The organism is Bartonella rhinolophi, assembly GCF_036576165.1.
Classification (GTDB): domain Bacteria; phylum Pseudomonadota; class Alphaproteobacteria; order Rhizobiales; family Rhizobiaceae; genus Bartonella.
The window spans coordinates 377545-397478 of the sequence record NZ_JBAFWY010000001.1 but is presented as its reverse complement, the minus strand read 5'-3'; the positions used below and the strand labels follow the sequence as shown (position 1 = coordinate 397478).

General features: G+C 39.9%; 14 protein-coding genes. 3 read left to right on the top strand and 11 right to left on the bottom strand.

What is annotated here, in order from left to right:
• Positions 1-88 precede the first annotated feature (88 nt).
• From V5N67_RS01545 to htpX, 3 genes are all read right to left on the bottom strand, one after another.
• Positions 89-1795, bottom strand: a complete 1707-nt coding sequence (locus tag V5N67_RS01545) for a heparinase II/III family protein (protein ID WP_332060048.1) — start codon at positions 1793-1795, stop codon at positions 89-91.
• A 64-nt stretch (positions 1796-1859) separates the two neighbouring features.
• Complete coding sequence (locus tag V5N67_RS01540) at positions 1860-3227, bottom strand: RsmB/NOP family class I SAM-dependent RNA methyltransferase (RefSeq protein ID WP_332060047.1); 1368 nt, start codon at positions 3225-3227, stop codon at positions 1860-1862.
• A gap of 42 nt (positions 3228-3269) precedes the next feature.
• Positions 3270-4313, bottom strand: coding sequence for a zinc metalloprotease HtpX (gene htpX / locus V5N67_RS01535; protein WP_332060045.1), 1044 nt, complete (start codon positions 4311-4313; stop codon positions 3270-3272).
• An 85-nt stretch (positions 4314-4398) separates the two neighbouring features.
• On the opposite strand from htpX, the gene V5N67_RS01530 reads away from it, so the two are divergent.
• Positions 4399-4614, top strand: coding sequence for a DUF1674 domain-containing protein (locus V5N67_RS01530; protein ID WP_332060043.1), 216 nt, complete (start codon positions 4399-4401; stop codon positions 4612-4614).
• Positions 4615-4745: 131 nt separating this feature from the next.
• Here the strand turns inward: V5N67_RS01530 and rpsP are convergent, their stop codons facing one another.
• The 4 genes from rpsP to V5N67_RS01510 form a co-directional block, all read right to left on the bottom strand.
• Complete coding sequence (gene rpsP / locus V5N67_RS01525; RefSeq protein ID WP_332060042.1) at positions 4746-5111, bottom strand: 30S ribosomal protein S16; 366 nt, start codon at positions 5109-5111, stop codon at positions 4746-4748.
• 15 nt (positions 5112-5126) lie between these two features.
• Complete coding sequence (locus V5N67_RS01520) at positions 5127-5456, bottom strand: chorismate mutase (RefSeq protein WP_332060299.1); 330 nt, start codon at positions 5454-5456, stop codon at positions 5127-5129.
• A 24-nt stretch (positions 5457-5480) separates the two neighbouring features.
• Positions 5481-7055, bottom strand: a complete 1575-nt coding sequence (gene ffh, locus V5N67_RS01515; RefSeq protein WP_332060039.1) for a signal recognition particle protein — start codon at positions 7053-7055, stop codon at positions 5481-5483.
• A 228-nt stretch (positions 7056-7283) separates the two neighbouring features.
• Complete coding sequence (locus tag V5N67_RS01510; protein WP_332060038.1) at positions 7284-7943, bottom strand: carbonic anhydrase; 660 nt, start codon at positions 7941-7943, stop codon at positions 7284-7286.
• A 281-nt stretch (positions 7944-8224) separates the two neighbouring features.
• On the opposite strand from V5N67_RS01510, the gene V5N67_RS01505 reads away from it, so the two are divergent.
• Positions 8225-12928 (top strand): NAD-glutamate dehydrogenase, encoded by a 4704-nt coding sequence (locus V5N67_RS01505; protein ID WP_332060037.1) that lies wholly within the window; start codon positions 8225-8227, stop codon positions 12926-12928.
• 218 nt (positions 12929-13146) lie between these two features.
• Here V5N67_RS01505 and V5N67_RS01500 read toward each other — a convergent pair whose 3' ends face one another.
• The 4 genes from V5N67_RS01500 to V5N67_RS01485 form a co-directional block, all read right to left on the bottom strand.
• Complete coding sequence (locus V5N67_RS01500) at positions 13147-14136, bottom strand: DUF2125 domain-containing protein (RefSeq protein ID WP_332060036.1); 990 nt, start codon at positions 14134-14136, stop codon at positions 13147-13149.
• A 229-nt stretch (positions 14137-14365) separates the two neighbouring features.
• Positions 14366-15112 (bottom strand): glutamine amidotransferase, encoded by a 747-nt coding sequence (locus V5N67_RS01495; protein ID WP_332060034.1) that lies wholly within the window; start codon positions 15110-15112, stop codon positions 14366-14368.
• Between the two features lie 94 nt (positions 15113-15206).
• Entirely contained in the window at positions 15207-16772 is a 1566-nt protein-coding gene (locus V5N67_RS01490; protein ID WP_332060033.1) for a heme biosynthesis protein HemY, read from the bottom strand.
• Positions 16773-16783: 11 nt separating this feature from the next.
• Positions 16784-17962 carry a COG4223 family protein gene (locus V5N67_RS01485; RefSeq protein WP_332060031.1) on the bottom strand — a complete coding sequence of 393 codons (1179 nt, stop codon included), beginning with the start codon at positions 17960-17962 and terminating at the stop codon, positions 16784-16786.
• A 364-nt stretch (positions 17963-18326) separates the two neighbouring features.
• Here V5N67_RS01485 and tsaD point away from each other — a divergent pair, with 364 nt between their 5' ends.
• Positions 18327-19421 carry a tRNA (adenosine(37)-N6)-threonylcarbamoyltransferase complex transferase subunit TsaD gene (tsaD, locus tag V5N67_RS01480; RefSeq protein ID WP_332060029.1) on the top strand — a complete coding sequence of 365 codons (1095 nt, stop codon included), beginning with the start codon at positions 18327-18329 and terminating at the stop codon, positions 19419-19421.
• Positions 19422-19934: the final 513 nt, after the last annotated feature.

Sequence of the window (19934 nt, the reverse complement as noted above, 5' to 3'; positions counted from 1 at the left end):
ACATTGCAAGGGTATAATGTCTCTTTTTTTAACACAATAAAGAATGGCTTGGCTTCTTCTGTCTGCATACCATGGGGAAGCAAATTCATTATTTTAACTGGCGACGAATTAAGCGCCAACGAACTTTTTCTTGAACTGCAGGACGAAAATACAAAACAATCTGTTGTGTGCGTTGCGGACCTTTTAACCCAGTAAAATCAATCGAATCTTCAAGGTAAATATCAGTATCAGGTGATATAAAATACCACACTTGTCCGCTCTCTACAGCTAAACGTACGCAATCACCATCATAATTGACTTCCACTTTTGGGTGAAGATGAAATCGAACAGCAACATTATTTTGTTCCCTTTGAATAACCTTGCATCGATTTGATTGTCCTTTTTGCGGTGTAAAAAAACGATCAAAACCTTCAATCATTGCACCATTTTTTGCTAAGATAAGACCACGCTCATAAACAAGATTAAAAGGTCGCACATAACCATTATGACGCGCAATAAAACCTATCTTTTCTGAATCTTCTATACGATGTACTTTAATATCTGTGGGTCCCTCAAGTAAAAAGGAAGCATCAGATCTCTTTTTTTTACGAAAAACGCCCACCGAACAATCATTAACTGTTGCCGTTGAATGTGCTGCCGTAACACGCCCGAAACGTCGATACCCCTCACACCCATAAGAATTAACACCTGTATTGATAATAAAACGGCTCCCTTGTGAAGACATTTCAAAAGATAAACAGCCCGAACAAGCATGCTCTGCCGCAAAACGTGGTGGAAATTTTCCTGTATCTGCAAGTACTGTCGTTTGATGAGCATGTAAACGTTGAAACCCTGAATAACGTGCATAACTAAAAGGATGTCCCACTGTTTCATCAAGCTTTAAAATGGTCGATAAACGTTCAGGCAAAACAGCTCCCACCCCGTTAAAGTGTGCCAATGTTTGATCTTCATGGATAAAAAACCGCAAAGCTGGCAACATACGCTCAACTGAATCAATTAAAATGCGCGGTGCCTTTTCATTACTATGCATAAAAAGATGACGTAAAGATAATAAATCCGATAACAAGTTAAGCAAGACGGCAGGACTGCGTGAAATATGTCCACCATCAACAAGAATCTGGCGCGAAAGCTCCTCTGCAAGATGAATCTTCACCTTTTTTTTCATTGCTACAGAAACAGGCAAAGCAAGAGATGCAAATGTCAAAGCTATTGCCGCCTGTAAACGTTGATCATTGTGCTCCATACTGCAAATGATGATGCGCAAATAACGAAATTGGAAACCAATCGCACGCAAAAAACGCTTTTTAAACCGTTCACCTGCCCCTTCCAACAACATTTGCGAATGACAAATCCATGAAATCAGGCGCCGTGCTACCACTGCTCCACTCCAAGGAAGTCCTTTTATTTTCTTGCCATTATGGTCAAGCCAATCTTCTAGTAAAGCGCGCGCATGAGCTGCAGCTAAATCACTGTCTGCTGCACTCATATGACGCAACCAATGAAAATTATGAAGATCTGCTTCCCATTTTGGCGTTGGTGGAATAAGCGAAAAAGGTGAAGCAGCACCAGAATGAACAATATGACCAGCAAAAGCAAAACGACCATGATAAAATTCATGTGCTGCTACTGGATCAGCTAATTGTAAATCAATGGGATGGGCTAAAATTTTTTGAGGACTAAACCCTGAAAAACGCCAACGAAACAACGGCCCCACCCATAAACGCCGCATCCATTGGTGCATTATATATATAAAAGCTGATACTTTTATCTGAGGGCCTTTTATCGCAACCGCCACAATTCCATCTCCGTATATGCTCAATTGAGCACAATTTCAGCCATTTTAGTAAATGAACCGTTAATTAAATTATTTTCTGGAAACGTGCTGCAAAAAAACCATCCATTCCTGACAATGCTTTTTTCTCAGCATCAAAATTTTCATGACAAAAGTCAGCAGGCGTTGTACGCACAGTTCCCTTAACAGAAAGTAAATGTGCCATATTTTTCATTTCTTCTTTGCCAATAGGCTCTAAAACAATGTCATTGCGTGTCGATAAAATTTTTTCAACGAGATCTTCACCTTCTTCTCTTGCCAGCGAACAATTAGAAAAAACAATGCGTCCTCCCTTCTTCACCAAAGCAATTGCTGCCAAAAGCAAGTCATATTGTACTGCCGCTAGCTTGACGATATCGCTCATCGATTTTGTCCATAAAACATCTGGATGACGACGTATTGTTCCTGTAGAAGAACAAGGAGCATCAAGAAGAACAGCATCGAAAAGCTGGTTAGGATGAAAATTTTTCACATCCCCCTTCCAATAGTGAACCAAAAAATGAAGCCGCTCCATATTTGCCTTTAAACGCTTTACCCGATTAGCAGACATATCAACTGCTGTCACATCAGCCCCTTGCAAAGCCAATTGTGCTGTTTTCCCCCCAGGGCTGGCACAAAGATCGGCAACCTGTTTGCCATGAATATTGCCAAGAAGACGAGCAGGCAATGCTGCCGCAAAATCTTGAACCCACCATTCTCCTTCTGCATATCCTGGTAAATCAGTGACAGAACAATTTAAATTGTTCAATCGAACTGAACCATTGGGCAAAACAATACCTCCAAGCCGCTCAGCCCACCCAATACTATCAGACTTCACAGTCAAATCGATTGGTGGCTCAGTACTTTGCATTGCCAAAATCTGATTTGCCACTTCTGTACCATAGGTGGACACTAAAAGCTGCCCAAACCAAGCTGGAACTCCTTCAAGAACAGGAGCTTTTTGGCGTAAAAACACCGCTTCACGTGCAACATTACGTAAAATGGCATTTACAACCCCTGAAAAACGGCGCATACGAGGATCAGTTTTCGCCACACGCACAGCTAAATCAATCGTAGCATGATCGGGAATATCAAGATAAAGAATTTGTGCCACACTAATATGCACAAGATGCTGAAGTGAAAATGCTTGTGCAGGCAAAGGCCGCGTTAAAAAGCGCGATAAAATAGCTGTAATTTGCCCTCGATGACGCAACGTCGTTCTTAAAATAGCTCGACATAACAAACGATCTCGATGTGTCAACTCTAAATACTGCGGATGTCCATGCTCATTATCCGTCAAACCAGAAAGAGACGTTTGCTTATCAAGCACTGCTCCTAACAAACGGACACACAGCTTCCTAACACTTAATCCTGGAGTATTTTTCTCAGCCACATGACCCGCTTTCTCATGCTTCACAATAATGCCTTAATACTTTGTATTTTTTTACGTTCTTTATGATTAAGACTTCTTTGACTCTTTATAACGAAGCCAAGAAGGACGTTTTTTAACGCGCTGCGAAGCACTTTTTTCTTGATTGCTTGGTACACTGATTTGAGCACTGTGATTCAGATTTTCAAAATCTAAACCCTTGTTGTCTGCATAAAAAACACCTTCTGCATTCCGCTTCATGCTCTTAACCATTGATTCGTTCATTTCTTCAGCTTGCCGACAAAGAGCCGCAATACGATTCGCCGTTGCTGGATGAGTAGAAAAAAGGCTATCAGCTCCTTCACCACTCAACGGATTAATAATAAACATATGCGCTGTTGCTGGATTATGTTCCGCTTCTTCATTAAGTATCGTATGTCCACCACCTGCAATTTTACTCAACGCTGAAGCTAGCCATAAGGGATTCCCACATATTTCAGCACCCCGCCGATCTGCAGCATATTCACGCGTACGGCTAATAGCCATTTGCACAAGCATAGCTGCAAAAGGCGCAACAAATAAAGCAATAATGCTCCCGAGCGCTCCAGCACCATGAGAATTTTCTGAAGAATTACGCTGCCCCCCCATAAAAAAAGCGAAATTACCAAGCATTGAAATTGCCCCCGCAATCGTTGCGGTTAGAGTCATTGTTAATGTGTCACGATGCTCAATATGTGCCAACTCATGTGCCATAACCCCAGAAATTTCTTCCACACTCAACTGCTTTAATAAGCCAGTACTCGCAGCAACAGCTGCATTTTGAGGATTGCGTCCCGTAGCAAACGCATTTGGCTGCATATTATCAATAATGTAAACTTTTGGTTGAGGAAGAGAAGCTCTTCGCGCTAAATCGCTCACAATCTTATAATAAATGGGAGATGAATGCTGATCAATTTCACGCGCACCATACATGCGTAAAACGATTTTATCCGAATTCCAATAAGAAAAAAAATTCAACCCTCCCGCGATTAAAAATGCCACAACCATACCATTGCTGCCCCCAACCAGATAACCAACTGCCATAAAAAGAGCGGTCATAAAAGCCAAAAGCATTACTGTGCGCATTATGTTCATTACTCAAAAAACTCCATGATAAAACATAATCATTCCTATATGATGGGGCTTTCTTTCTTCTTCTTCAATGGAATAGAGGTGTAAAATGGACAAAAAAAACGAGAAACTACGCGAAAAAAATGCAATAATAGAGAATCCCCAATCTCTTTCTCCCGAAGCGCAACGCGCCCTCATGGAAGCTGAAGAAAGGCGTAAACATGAAACCAATGAAAATAAACCTTTAGAAAACGGTGGACGCGGCGGCAAAGACCCTTCACGCTATGGAGACTGGGAAATTAAAGGCCGCGCCATCGACTTTTAAAAGATTCATGTTGATTTTTAAAAAATCAAACACCCTTTTCAATAAGATCTGTTTTTATAAAGAAACGGATAATGATCGCTATCTTATATATAAAAGTCTTTAAAAGCATAGTTGATTATATTTGCGAATCATCATGCCTCTTCTGAAGCAGAAGCTAATGCTTCTTCAGCAGCTTGTTTTGCAGCAGCTATACGCTCCTGTGCTTTTTTGCCAGGTTCACCTTTGCGTGGATTATTGCGAACTGGACGCTTTCTTAAACCAGCAGCATCCAAAAACCGCAAAACGCGATCTGTTGGCTGAGCACCTTGACCAAGCCAATATTGAATACGTTCTTCATTAAGTTTTACACGCGGTCCATCTTTAGGCAACATTGGATCCCATGCACCAACACGCTCAAGAAACCGCCCATCGCGCGGACTACGAACATCCGCAACAACAATGTGATAGTAAGGACGTTTTTTTGAACCTCCACGGGACAAACGAATTTTCAATGCCATATTTATCTCCTATTATCAGCTCTGGCTTTCGTTTAAATTTACTTGTTTTGCTTTTTGCTCTTCTGCAATCATCTCATGATGATGCACTACTTCTTTAATGATAAATTTTAAAAATCTTTCAGCAAAATCTGGATCAAGATGACTGTCTAGGGCTAATTGACGCAAACGCGCTACCTGATGTTGCTCACGCAAAGGGTCTACTGTAGGCAAATCATAACGGGCTTTTAAATGCCCAATTGTCTGTGTACAATGGAAGCGTTCTGCTAAAATATGAATCAACGCTGCATCAAAATTATCAATAGATGCTCGTAAATGCGCCAATTCGTCCAATATTTTTTCCTGCATCATACTTCCTTTTCTCGTTGCATCTTATTTTTTCTTGGGATGCTGAGGAAATTTTTCTTCACCACCAGCAGCTTCATTGGAAAAATTAGGAAATGTGAATCCACGTTTTGGAAGACCAGGCAACACTGTTCCCCCATTCCCACTCTCGATCTGCTTTTGTAGTGCCGATAATTGCTTTGGATCAAACCCTGATAAATCAGGCACAGCTCCTGAAGCTTTGCCAAAATCTCCCATACCACCAAGCCCCATTTTGGAACCAAACCCTCCTAACATTTTCCCCATTAAACCACTTTTTCCTTTCCCTCCTCCCATGGCTTTCATCATATCAGCCATTTGGCGGTGCATTTTTAAAAGCTTATTAATATCAGCAGCACTCGTGCCAGATCCCTTAGCGATTCGTTGTTTGCGGCTATGCTTCAAAATCTCTGGATTGGCACGCTCTTTAGGCGTCATTGATGAAATAATAGCCAATTGACGATTAAACAAACGATCGTCAAGACCTGCTGCTGCAATCTGATCTTTTACCTTACCCAAACCAGGCAACATTCCCATAAGGCCGCCCATACCTCCAAGCTTTTTCATTTTTTGCAATTGGTCTGCAAGATCATTCAGATCAAATTTTCCAGCCTGTAGCTTTTTTGCAAAAGCTGCCGCTTTTTCATGATCCATCGCCTCGGAAGCTTTTTCAACTAGAGAAACAATATCACCCATTCCAAGGATACGATCTGCAATACGACGAGGATAAAACTCTTCCAGAGCATCTATTTTTTCACCAACCCCGATTGCTTTAATTGGCTTCCCCGTAACAGCACGCATTGAAAGGGCTGCACCACCACGACCATCACTATCCATACGTGTTAAAATAATGCCTGTAATCCCTACACGCTCATCAAAAGAACGTGCAAGATGAACCGCATCCTGTCCCGTAAGACTATCAGCAACCAACATAATTTCATGAGGGAGGGAAGAAGCTTTAATTTCAGCCAATTCGAGCATCAAGGCCTCGTCAATATGACTACGACCTGCCGTATCAAGAAGAAGCACATCATAACCGCCCAACTTGGCTGCTTGTACCGCACGTTCTGTAATATCAACAGGAGATTGGCCTGCAATAATTGGCAAGCTTGCAAGTTTTGCTTGCTCCCCTAACTGACGCAACTGTTCCTGTGCCGCAGGACGGCGTGTATCCAATGACGCCATTAAAACTTTTTTATTGTGTTTATCAGTAAAACGTTTTGCAAGTTTTGCTGTCGTCGTCGTTTTTCCAGAACCTTGCAAACCTACCATCATAATAACAACAGGTGCTGGAGCATTTAAATCACTCAGAACGCCTTCATTTCCGAGTATATTAACCAGTTCATCATGGACAATCTTAACAACCATCTGTCCAGGTTTAATTGATTTAACAATTGCAGATCCAACAGCTTTTTCACGAACCCTATCAATAAAAGAACGAGCGACATCAAGTGCAACATCAGCTTCCAATAAAGCGCGACGAATTTCGCGCAGCGCCGCCGCGACATCTTGATCTGACAAAGCACCACGCCCTGTCAAATGAGACAGAATGGAACCAAGCCGTTCTTGCAAGGACTCAAACATCATTTACCCCATTACTGCACAATAAACAAACCAAACGAGCATCCGAGAACGCAACGCGTCGTCGGATGTTGACCTCTGAGATCTCTTCATACCCATAATACGGGGTCTCAGTCGGTGGCTCCAAGCTCATCTTGTCACTGAAAGCTCTCTCTTTCAAACAACAAAACCCCCACTTTGTCAAGGTTTATCGTACAGTTTTATACAAAGCAAAAAAAACAGCAAACATTTTCATGACTGTTTAGGATTCTCAACCTCAATGCGCACAAAATTGCCTGTTTCTAGCTCCATATTCCACAATTCACCACTTAAGATATCAAACCAAGCTCCATGCAACATCAAAACGCCCTGATCTTTGCGTGTTTTTATCCATGGAAATGTTTCTAAATTTTTCAACGAATGACGAATAGAAAGTTGCTCTAACGCCATCTGTTGCTCTGGCACGGTCAACGACTTATCGCGAACAACTATTTGTGCTGCTGATGCCAAAAGGTTTATCCATTGACCAATAAAGTCATCTGACGATAAAGATTTGCACGCTCCTTGAAGAGCAGCACTTACACCTCCACAATAAGCATGCCCCAAAACAACAATATGCTTAACTTTTAGCAATTGCACTGCATATTCAATAGCTGCTGATGTTGCATGATATTGATGATCAGGAGAAAAAGGGGGAACCAAATTTGCCACATTGCGCAGCACAAAAATTTCACCCGGTTTTGCATTAAAAATTGTTTCTGGTATTGCACGCGAATCACAACAAGAAATAACTAAAATCTCAGGTTTTTGTCCTTTAACTGCTAATTGCTGATACTCTACTGTTTTATATGAAAAATGATTTTTTATAAAAGACTGATAACCACTTAAAAGTTTTTCTGGTAAATACGCCATTCTCTCTACTTTCATCTTGTATAATTTAAAAACAAATCATTAACATACAAAACAATTAAAAATATTCTTTCATCATCGTAAATTAATTCTTAATATATCAATTTATTACTATAACTTTACTATTATTATTACTATAACATAAAGAAATAAGTTTATTATCATCACTAAAATAACTATTCCTTGCAGAAAGAAGCAGCTAAATGATACATTGCGGAAAATGGTGTAAAAACCTGTTCTTATGAAGAGAAAAATCACCAATAAAGAAAAAAGGGAAAATCATTGTGTTAAAACAAACAGCATCAGAGACAAGAAGTAATCAAGATAAAATAGAACAAATCCTGTTTTCTCATACCGATAAAGAAGATATTGCCTGTTATGAAGACAAAGAACTCCAAAAGGCTGCAACCGCTGCCGTTGAAGCCTTTAATCTTCATCAAACAGGGAAAAGTACTATCTGCTTTGAAAAAAACCTAACCCGCAATAACAAACCCATAACCGCTGTCACGCTCGTCAACGATAACAAACCCTTCCTTCTTGATTCTATTTTAAATGTCTTCAATCAGCACAAAAATCACATTTATCTGATCGCGCATCCCGTCCTTGATTGTTCCTCTGGACAACGCATCAGCCTGATGCAAATCCACATCGAATCATTAAACGAACAACAAATACAAAAACTCAAAGACGAACTTGCCTTAGTTCTTGAGCAGGTTAATGCTGCTGTACAAGACTGGAAACCTATGCTGAAGCAAGTTGAGAAGCATATTCATGCCTATCAAACAAACCTCCCATCAAGTTACAAACAAGAAGGTGAAAAAGCCATTGAATTTCTTAACTGGCTGATGGACAATAATTTTATCTTTCTTGGCATGCGCGCTTATAATTTTATCAAAGATCAAGAGCCCACAAAAGCTTTTACAGTTAGTGACATTGAGCTGGGCATTCTCACTGATGCCTCTATTCGCATTATTGGTGATGCACGCGTAGAAGAACCTCCCCAAGAAATCTTGTCCTTTATGGAAAGTGATAAGCTACTTATTGTGACAAAAGCCAACAGTCGCTCAAAAATTCACCGTCCTGTTTGGCTCGATTATATTGGTCTTAAAATCTTTGATAAAGAAAGCCATTTGTGTGGAGAATTACGCATTGTCGGGCTCTTTACCTCCTCAGCTTACACACACTCTATTTTACAAATTCCCTTCTTAAAAGAGAAAGCCAAAACCATTATTCAACGTCTTGGATATGATCGCGCTGATTATTCTGGAAAAGCCCTTATCAGTGTTTTAGAAACTTACCCGAGAGATGAAATGTTTCGCTCTGATGTTGATACATTGACGGAAAATGCCAAGCTTATCATGCAATTAGACGAGCGCCCACGTTTACGGGTTCTCGCCCATACGGATTCTTTTGGACGTTTTGTTTCTATATTTGTCTATATACCCCGTGACCAATATAGCAGCAATATTCGTGAAAAAATTGGCGAGTATTTTGTTGAACTTTACAAAGGTGATTTTTTTGAATCCTATCCGCTATTTTTAGAAAGCACACTCACACGCGTCCATTATATTATTCATCGCAAAAGAAGTGAGAGCGCTCCTGTTATTGAGCGTGCCACACTTGAAAAAAATGTGCGTTCCATAGCACAAAATTGGGAAGACAGTGTAAAAGCCATAGCTCTTACCCGCAAAACAACAGCTCAACAAACACGTTTAGCAAGTCATTTTCCCAACAGCTATCGTGATTTATTTTCAGCTGAAGATGCAATTAAAGATGCAGAACATATTTTAAATCTCAATGATAAAAAACCGCTTTTTGTTACTTTTTATCACGCACACAATAAAGAAAAACAAACAATTTCACTTAGATTGTTTCACCGTTATGAGGCACTTGCCCTTTCTAAACGTGTCCCACTTCTTGAAAATATGGGATTTCGGGTTCTTACCGAACAAACACTTGAATTACCAGATGGCAACGGACATCCTGTGTATCTTCATGATATGCAACTGGAAAGTGCTTTCCAGCTCTGTATTGATTTTGACAAAATGGGGCAAAAGCATGCTGAAACATTCGAAGCCATTTGGTCGCAAGACGCTGACAATGACGCCTTTAATGCCTTAACCCAGACGGCGCAACTTAATTGGCACGAAATTGTTATTTTACGTCATTATGGACGCTATCTCCAACAAACTGGCATTCCTTATTCACAAAAACGCGTTGCCCAAACTTTAAACACCTATCCTGATATTACCCAAGATCTTTATGCTTTGTTCCATTTGAAGTTTCACCAAAGCCATACAGAAAAAGAGCGGGAAAAAAACCAGCAAATCATTCAACAACGCATTGAAGAAAAATTACAAAAAGTACCAAGTTTAGATGATGATCTCATTTTACGCCGCTACCGTAATCTCATCAACGCAAGTTTACGAACCAACGCCTTTGCCCCTCTGCAAGATGGTAGTCCACGGCGTATTTTAGCAACTAAGTTGGATCCACGACAAATTGAAGGTTTGCCTGAGCCACGTCCTTATCGAGAAATTTTCGTTTACGGACCAGAAGTTGAAGGGGTTCATCTGCGTTTTGGTCCTATCGCCCGAGGTGGGATTCGTTGGTCTGATCGCGCATTAGACTATCGCACTGAAGTGCTTGATTTAGTCAAAGCACAACAAGTTAAAAATGCAGTTATCGTTCCTGTAGGCGCAAAAGGTGGCTTCTATCCTCATCGCCTTCCCCAAACAAACGACCGTGCCATGATAGCAGAAGCCGCGCGACAAGCTTATGTTGACTTTATCACGGCTTTACTTTCCATTACCGATAATCTGATTAATGGCAAAATAAGTACACCCCACAATATCATCTGCCATGATGGAAATGATCCTTATTTCGTTGTCGCGGCCGATAAAGGCACTGCAACCTTTTCTGATACTGCCAACGCTATCAGCCAAGCGGATCACTTTTGGCTCGATGATGCTTTTGCCTCTGGAGGATCAGCAGGCTATGACCACAAAGCCATGGGGATTACAGCTAAAGGTGCATGGGAAGCGGTTAAAAGACATTTTCGGGAATCATTTAATCATGATATTCAGACAACCCCTTTTACTTGTGTTGGGGTTGGCGATATGTCTGGCGATGTTTTTGGAAATGGAATGTTACTTTCCAAACAAACAAGGCTTATCGCTGCCTTTGACCACCGCGATATCTTTATCGACCCAGATCCAAACGTAGCGGAAAGTTATGCAGAGCGTATGCGCTTATTTCAGCTCCCTCGCTCAAGTTGGCAAGATTACGACCAAACAAAATTATCAAAGGGCGGTGGTATCTTTTCACGCACAGCAAAAACCATTACTCTCTCACCTGAAGCAGCACAAGCTATTGGCTATGACAAACAAACAGGCACACCTTTTGAAATTATCTCTGCTATTCTTAAAGCACCTGTTGATCTTTTATGGTTTGGTGGCATTGGTACTTATATACGTGCAGCAACAGAAACCGATGCCCAAGTAGGTGATCGTGCAAATGACGCACTGCGTATTACGGGTGAACAAATCCGTGCAAAGGTTGTTGGTGAAGGGGCTAATCTGGGCATGACACAACGTGGTCGGATTGAATATGTCTTAAACGGTGGACGATGCAATACAGATGCTATTGATAATTCTGCAGGCGTTAATTGTTCTGATGTTGAGGTTAATATCAAAATTGTTCTTGCCTCAGCACTTCGTGCAAAAACACTTACCCGTGAAGCGCGCAACGAACTCTTGAAAAAAATGACCTCACAAGTTGAGCAGTTAGTCTTGCGCAATAATTATTTGCAACCACTTGCTTTATCTTTGGCTGAAAACCAAAGCATCGCTGATTTGCCTTATCAGATACGCTTTATGCAAGATCTGGAACAGAAAAAGCTTCTGGATCGCAGAGTTGAAATTCTTCCTGATGAGCAAACTTTGCGTCAAAGAATAACCAAAGGTCAAGGTCTTGTCCGTCCAGAACTTGCGGTTATTTTAGCTTATGCTAAATTAACCCTTAAGGAAGAAATTGCTCACAGCTCCATTGTTGATGATAATTATTTTGACACAACTTTACTGCACTATTTTCCAACCCAAATTCAGAAAAACTTTGAGAAAGAAATCATACATCACCAATTGCGTCGCAATATTATTGCAACCCTTATTGTCAATGATATTGTGAATCGTGGAGGACCTACTTTTGTTAATCATCTACAAGATGCAACAGAGCAAAAGATTGAAAATATTATTCGTGTTTTCATCGCACTTCGTGATGGATTTGAAATTCCTCAGTTATCTGATAAAATTGATAGTCTCGATAATAAGATACCTGGTCTTGTTCAAAATAAATTTTATGCAACAATTACCTCTATGCTCTTTGAAGCAACCAATTGGGGTTTACGCAATATGGATCTCTCTGTTCCATTAGAAGAACTTGTGAAAACAATTAAGCAAGCACGTAACATTATTGAAAAAAAGCTTTTGTGTTCCAACGATAAAGATATTAATCAAAAAATTAGAGAGAAAGTGATCCATTATAGTGAAGAAGGAGCACCAAAAGATTTAGCAGAACAACTGGCTCTTTTGGAAGCTGCCCCAGTAACTTGTGATATTTCTCTGATTGCAAAACAAAATAATAGTGATCTGATTAAAACTGCAGAAATTTATTTCTCACTTACTCAAATCATTCGTGCCAGCCGTGTTAATGAAGCAAGTCGAACAATCCCTGTGCTTGATTATTATGATAATATAGCTTTAAGCCAAGCTAAAGAAAACATTGCTGAAAGCTTACGAGCAATCATTACGAAAATCTTGAAAAATTATGGAGAGCAAAACGACCCATTCACGGCTTGGAGTCAAACAAAAGAAGATCATATTCACAATGTCACAAATCGCATTGGCACCCTTGTTGAAAACGATCTCAGCATTTCTCGCTTTACCTATGTAGCAGGGATGATTGCACAACTGCAAAACACTGCTTTTTAGACTTAAAAGCAGTGCAAGACAGCCAAACTTTAAAACCCTAAAGTTTATCCCATCCATGGAGAACCAGAAAAGGGGAAATGGTTTGGCTGTTTGCATTTTAAGCATAGAGCTCAAAATAAAACTTGAAGATATTAGCTTGCGTAGAAAATAAATGCCTCACGGCAGCAACAAACTCTGCGTGCTGAACAATGCTCAACTACAAACACCGCTTTTTAAACTTAAAGCGGTGCAAGACGACCAAGCTTTAAAAACCCTAAGCTTACCCATCCATGGGTAACCAGCAAGGGGAGAACGGGTTGGTTGTCTGTATTTTTAGGCATAGAGCTCAAAATAAAAAATAAAACTTGAAGATTGTTGGCTTGTTCAGGAAATAAGTGCTGCATAGTCGTAACAAACTCTGTGTGCTGAACAAAGGCAAGTTCAAATTTTGCCGTCAAATATCCTTCATCATCAAAAGAAAAAGGCCCACTTACGCGCAACATACCGCCTGTATGAAACATCAATTCACCGCGCTTTAAAGTACCTTTTTTTCCATATAAGTGCTGTTTCCAACCGTTTTTACCATTTACATCAAACAGATTGGACATATCATTAAGGATCCATGTCAAATTTCCATTAATTTTTGGAAAATCAACAAAGGAATGTGCCATAAAAGCTGAAAGATCAATGCTATCAAAAGTAGCATGCCCTGATAAATCATTTTTCTCATTTTTAAGATCAAATCGTACAAACTTTGCCATTATTTTTGGAAGCGGATTCTTTTGATCTAACGAAAGCACAGTCATATCATCAGCATTTTCCAAAGAGACCTGACCTTCAACACTCTCCTGTGTCGTCTTTCTATCTGTGATTGTTGATTCTAATGCTTCCTGAAATTTTTTGTCTCCCAGAGAGAACGCTAAGGGAAAAATTTCAAGCTCTTCAGCTATAAGCTTAAATGTCTTAGGTAACCTCCAAGAAGGCTCTGTTTCAATAACCAAATTGCGCCAACGTGACACAATAGGCATTCTTTTATCTACAACAATTGATGCAGGAGAATGAATATCAACTTCGATTAGCTGTGGTGCATAAATTGGTGCACCAATCATCACAGATTCAGTTGAGAGAGAAAAATCATGCAAAGGCCAAGAAAACTGAAATTTGTCACAACCAACACCGATACGTAACGGATAACCATTCTTTTTTATATTTTTGCACACAACCATCATCTCATGAGATGATGCACTTGCGAATATATCGGAAACACGGGTCTCTATTTTACGTGAAAAAAAAACCAGAGTGAACTATAAATGAGTATCAAAAAAAGACAAAATAGTCCACAAAGCAAATAGCGCAAAGATGAACTTTTCCATAAGGATGTTAATTGAGACAATATAAACAAAATTAAAATTTTCCTTTTTTCATGATAGCAATCAATAGGATCATAATTCTTAAAATTCACGCAAATGCAGCCGATACACCAAAAATCTGTCGCAATGCATTTTCAAACCATTGGCTCAAAGCTTGATCATATATTAAACGGCCTTTCAAGTGCGCAGAAGCAGGTTGGGCACCTTTTTTGGTTAATTTGTGTGCTGAACTCACTACCAAACGCTGCATCATAGCATGTGTAAATTCAGCGTGAAATTGCAATCCCCACGCATTGTTTCCGTAACGGAAAGCTTGTGTAGGATATGTGTGACCTGTTGCCAAAAGCACCGCCTCTTTGGGTAAATCATAAATTCCTTCATCATGAAAATGATAAACCATTTCTGGCCAATCCATAAGTTCTCTACCTTGTGGAGTAGCTTCCAATGGATACCAGCCGATCTCAACGGTTCCATCGCTTCTTGTACCAACACGCCCCCCCAAATTTCGTGCTAACATTTGCGCTCCAAGACAAATTCCTAAAAAAGGCTTATCCTCTTTCAGCAATAAAGAAATCCAATCAATTTCTTCACCAATATACGCATCCTTATCATTCACACTCATCATTCCCCCCAAAATAACAACACCTGCATAATGTTCCAATGTATTGGGAAGTTTTTGCCCTAAAATAGGACGATAAATATCAAGAATAAAACCACTTTTCTGCAAAAATTTTCCTAAACGACCAATATATGTAGATTGACGATGAATAACTACTGCAATTCTTGGTTTACTGCTTTTTTGCTCCTTACCAAGACATTTTTGTATCAAAAACATTTTTTAACCAATCACCTTTGCAACCAAACTAAATTCAGCTTTCTAAAAACAAGAAAATAGTTTTAGTGAATAACATTCACTATGGGTTTTCTGTTTAAAATAATCGAAACTTTCTTTCCGACAACGGCACCTCTTCTTCTTCTGTTTTAATCCCTGGATCATCGACATTTAAACGGGTTGCACTGAAGACTTTTGTCTCTTGTTTTTTTGTCTGATCGTGATGTAAAAAGTCAGCCTTTACAGATGGAAATTCTTCAAGAAACCTCCCTTCAACAACCGTATTTTTGCCCACGATATTTTCTTTATCGTGTGTTTTCAGCACAATTTCTTTTTTCAGAGCGACATTATCAGCCTCTAATGTTAGAGGGGGCTTGCAGGGAGGCGCTTGCCATTTAAAACAACCCAAGCGTCCGCTTATTGGAGAAACTGCTAACCAAGAAGAAAAAATAGTACCATCACACATCCATACTGGATCACGCTCAGCACGCAGTGCCAAAGAAAGCCATTGACGCACTGCTCCCTGATTATTTCCCTGTGCTTCTTCAATCTCTGCCAGCAATAAATAAACACTTTCCCGCGGATGATACTGAAGTGCTTTTTGTGCGTATTCTCTCGCTAATGTTCTTTCCCCCGCATCTAAAGCAGCTTTGGCAATCAAGAAAGCTGATTCAAATGTATCTTTATTATAAGAAACTAGTGTTTTAGCTCTTTTTAACCGCCCAGCTGCCCCTTCTTCTTTTGCAAGATAAAGCGCCCCTAAATCAGGGTGAGGCTCCCTCTGCCAAGCAGCAATAATCATTTTATCAGCTTTACGTGTTTCATTTAATTTATAAAGAATATCCGCTGCAATGACTGTTATCGGCACAAAATTAGGTACTAATTTATGTGCTTTCAAAATAGCTGTACGTGCTTCCACAGGATGCGTCTCAAACAGATGAAGTGCCTTCCCGCTCAATAAAAGCGCTTGTGTATGATAACGCTCGACTGTTGAGCGAGCAGAATACGGTAAAGCTTTTTGCGCACGCTCAAAAACATCAAGTGCTTTATCCCACTTTCCTTCAGCACTCAATCGATCAAGAACGACTTGATGAGCCCATGAAAGTGCTGGCGACAAAGTTAGTGCCTCCTGCGCATATTGCTGCGCTGCTTCGTAAGCTTTGGTCTTCATAGCTTCACGAAATAAACCGTAAAGCCCAGCCAGTTTAGTCGATGTGTCTCTTCTCATCTCTTCATAAAGGCCAATGGCACGAGCAGAATTATTCTGCAAAGATAGGGTTTGCGCTTGTAAGAGTTTCACTAACGACTCATAACTGCCTGCAAGATATTTTACAGCACGCGCTTCCATTTTTTGTGCTAAAAGACCATCGCCAGCAAAAACCGCAAGAATCCCCTGTGAAAGAGCTTCATAACCGCGCTTTTGGTGACGTTTATAAAAATAATTGGATAAAACACTCGGTACAGAAAAGATAACAGACAAAAGCCACCATACAAGCGCCACAATTCCACACGATAAAATGATTGCGCTTAAAACTGTCAACAACGAAACAGAAAAGCGAAAGTGCAAAAATGTTATAACAAAAACACTATTGTGATTGGCAACCCACCCAAAAGCCAAACCAAGGATAGATACAACAAAACTATAAATGAAAACACGTATCATCTTGAGCCTATTTACATTTTCGTCGCCTTAAAAGATTCTTGTTGTGCAAGCACAAGCAACTGCTGGAGAAGATGGCAAACAGCAATATGTCTTTCAAGTTTTTGAACAAAATCTATTGAAACATCTTTTGCACTTTGAGGTAATGTTTTCCATTCACTCAAAGCTTTTTCATAATCACCCATTTGAACTGCAACTTCCATCCGCGCTGCAATCGCTCCCAGTGTCATACCTTCAACGTTTCCGACAGGTCGCAAAACAACCAGACTTTTTATCCATGCCCAAAGCTGTTCAAAAAAGTGCGCATCTGATGCAGCAATATTTTGCGTACCAACAATTGCATCTGCAACATGCGCAAAATCAGCTGACAATTGAACTGAATTTGGCAGACCCATAGTGGCTGTTTGTTGCAGCAAGTCAAGTCCATCAATCGAAGGTGATAATTGCTGTAATAGTTTTAATTCGTCTACATAAGATCCACCGCGCTCTACAGCATTTTTCAGCGAATTGACTGCAATAAACAGTGCAGTATTCATAGATTCTTTCTCGTCATTTTTAGCAACAATCTTTTCTTTCACAGTCTCAAACTGTTGCTTTAACGCAGCAAGGTCATTTGCATTGTTCTGTCCCACGAACAAAACCGTTTTTATATCTTTTGATACGCCTACTAAAGCTTGCACATATTCTTCAAGATCATTTACTTTTTTCTCTAAAGCTGCAAAAGCTTTTCTGCTTTCCTCTTGTGAGATTTCATCACCTTGAACAACTTCAACGTGCTGCGGTGAAAAAGAAGCAAACTCTGCTTTCAACGTATCAATTTCTTGAAGCACACGCCCTAATTGCCCCATTGTTTCTTCTGCTTGACTTTTTGCGTCTTCAGCAATCTGCAAAGCTCTCTTCTCTCCAGCATGACTGCTTACCAAAGAGGAAGGAAGAACACCTGCCCATTGTCCACCCACCCAAAGCCCCAAAGCGATGAGACCACCCAAAATGCCTGAAATCAGCAAGAAAATCCAGCTTATATGAGACGTGTGTTTATTCTGTGTGCTTTGTTTTTCTATTGCAACTGATTCTACAGAATTTTGTGTTTTTTGTTCTGTATCATGGCTCATAACTTCATGCTCAATTACAGATTTTTTACGACGAGCATGCGTATCATGCGGTTTAACTTTTGATTTTGAAGAATCTACCATATGAGTCACTTTTTTTGCACCTTCTTTAATAATACAATAACAAGATGAAAAAAGTTTTAAAAATGAAGCATTTTTTGAATATTTTAGATAGCATACCTTGTTTTACACTTTTCTTATCAAGAATATCTCTTCGTCAAAATTTTCAACACTGCATCCTCACTGAAAATCATTATAATGATATAGTTTGATAAACAAGTTTTTGAAAATACATAAGCATTTTATACTAAAAAACACGCCTTATTCAGCTTTAGTCAACATAGCAATTATATCAGATATATCAGAATTTAAGAGAAGTTTTTTGCATCTTTACCTATCTCATGGTACCCACACATAAAAGAGTCTTCAACATAAGGTTTTATCTAAAATGCGCCTGTTGGGAATAGAAACAAGTTGCGATGAAACTGCTGCCGCCGTTATTGAACACAACAATGGAGGAAACAGCAAAATTCTTTCCAATATTGTTTGGAGCCAAATTGACGATCATGCACCTTACGGTGGTGTTGTGCCTGAAATTGCTGCTCGTGCCCATGTTGAAATTCTCGATAGTTTGATTCTGAAAGCACTGACAGAAGCTAACACAAAATTGCAAGATATTGACGCCATTGCAGCAACAAGTGGCCCAGGGTTGATAGGAGGTCTTTTAGTAGGAGTAATGAGTGCAAAAGCACTCTGTCTGGCTACTGGAAAACCTTTTATTGCCGTAAATCACCTAGAAGGACATGCTTTAACAGCTGTTTTAACGCATAACGTCAAGTTTCCCTATTTGTTGCTGTTGGTTTCAGGCGGACATACGCAAATCATCCTTGTTCACGGAGTGGGAAATTACCAACGTTTAGGAACTACTATTGATGACGCATTAGGAGAAGCTTTTGATAAAACTGCAAAACTTTTAGGTCTTTCTTATCCTGGTGGTCCAGCACTTGAAAAAGCGGCTTTACTGGGTGATAAAAATCGGCTTCCTCTTCCACGACCTTTAAAAGGTGAAAAGCGGCTAGATTTTTCCTTTTCTGGTCTTAAAACCGCTGTGCGAAAAGCTGCAACAGCCATGGCTCCTCTCACAGAAAGCGACGTTGCTGACATCGCAGCAAGCTTTCAAGCAGCAGTAACCGATACAGTGCATGATCGCGTTTGCTTAGCCTTGCAACATTTTACCAACCTGTATCCCCTCTCTCATTATCAAGGACACCGCCCTCCTGCTTTAGTTGTCGCAGGTGGAGTAGCTGCCAACCAAGCTATTCGATCCACGCTGCAAGAACTTGCGCATCAACATGGTTTTGAATTCATAGCTCCGCCCCTTTCCTTGTGTACCGACAATGCTGCCATGATTGCTTTTGCTGGTGCAGAACGGCTCGCACGGGGGGAAACAAGCTCCCTTGATATTGCTCCTCGCTCACGCTGGCCATTAGATGAAAAAGCTGCACCTTTAATCGGAATGGGACGCCGTGGAACAAAAGCATAAAGATAAATTAAGATTTATATCCCCTACACAACACGGGATGAATCACCACCATTTGGCACTTTATCTATTACTCTTATCGCAACCTCTTACCTTTTTGCATTATCTCTATGATATTTGATTTTTTGAAGATTGATTTTCTTACCACGTTTTCTCAAATTCAATGATGCTATATTTTTTCAGATCACAATTGGAATATAGTTAACAATACCCCAATTATGATATCCTTTGTGATCTTTATGAAATTGAAAGAATGACTGAGTTTTCCATTGCTCTTCCACACACCCGCAATACCTTGTTTTAGCAATAAACCAAATCAAAGCACTTTTATACAACACATGAAAATATATCGGAAACATGGCACATTTCTACCCCTACAACTCTCTTGTTTCGAAAAGGAAAGAAACAAATCGGTAATGAACACTCTTTATACCACTTTAAATTCCACAATCATTCTTGATGGTATGATACAAATATTTATAAACAGACGCTCGTGACTTATGAAATATAGCACAA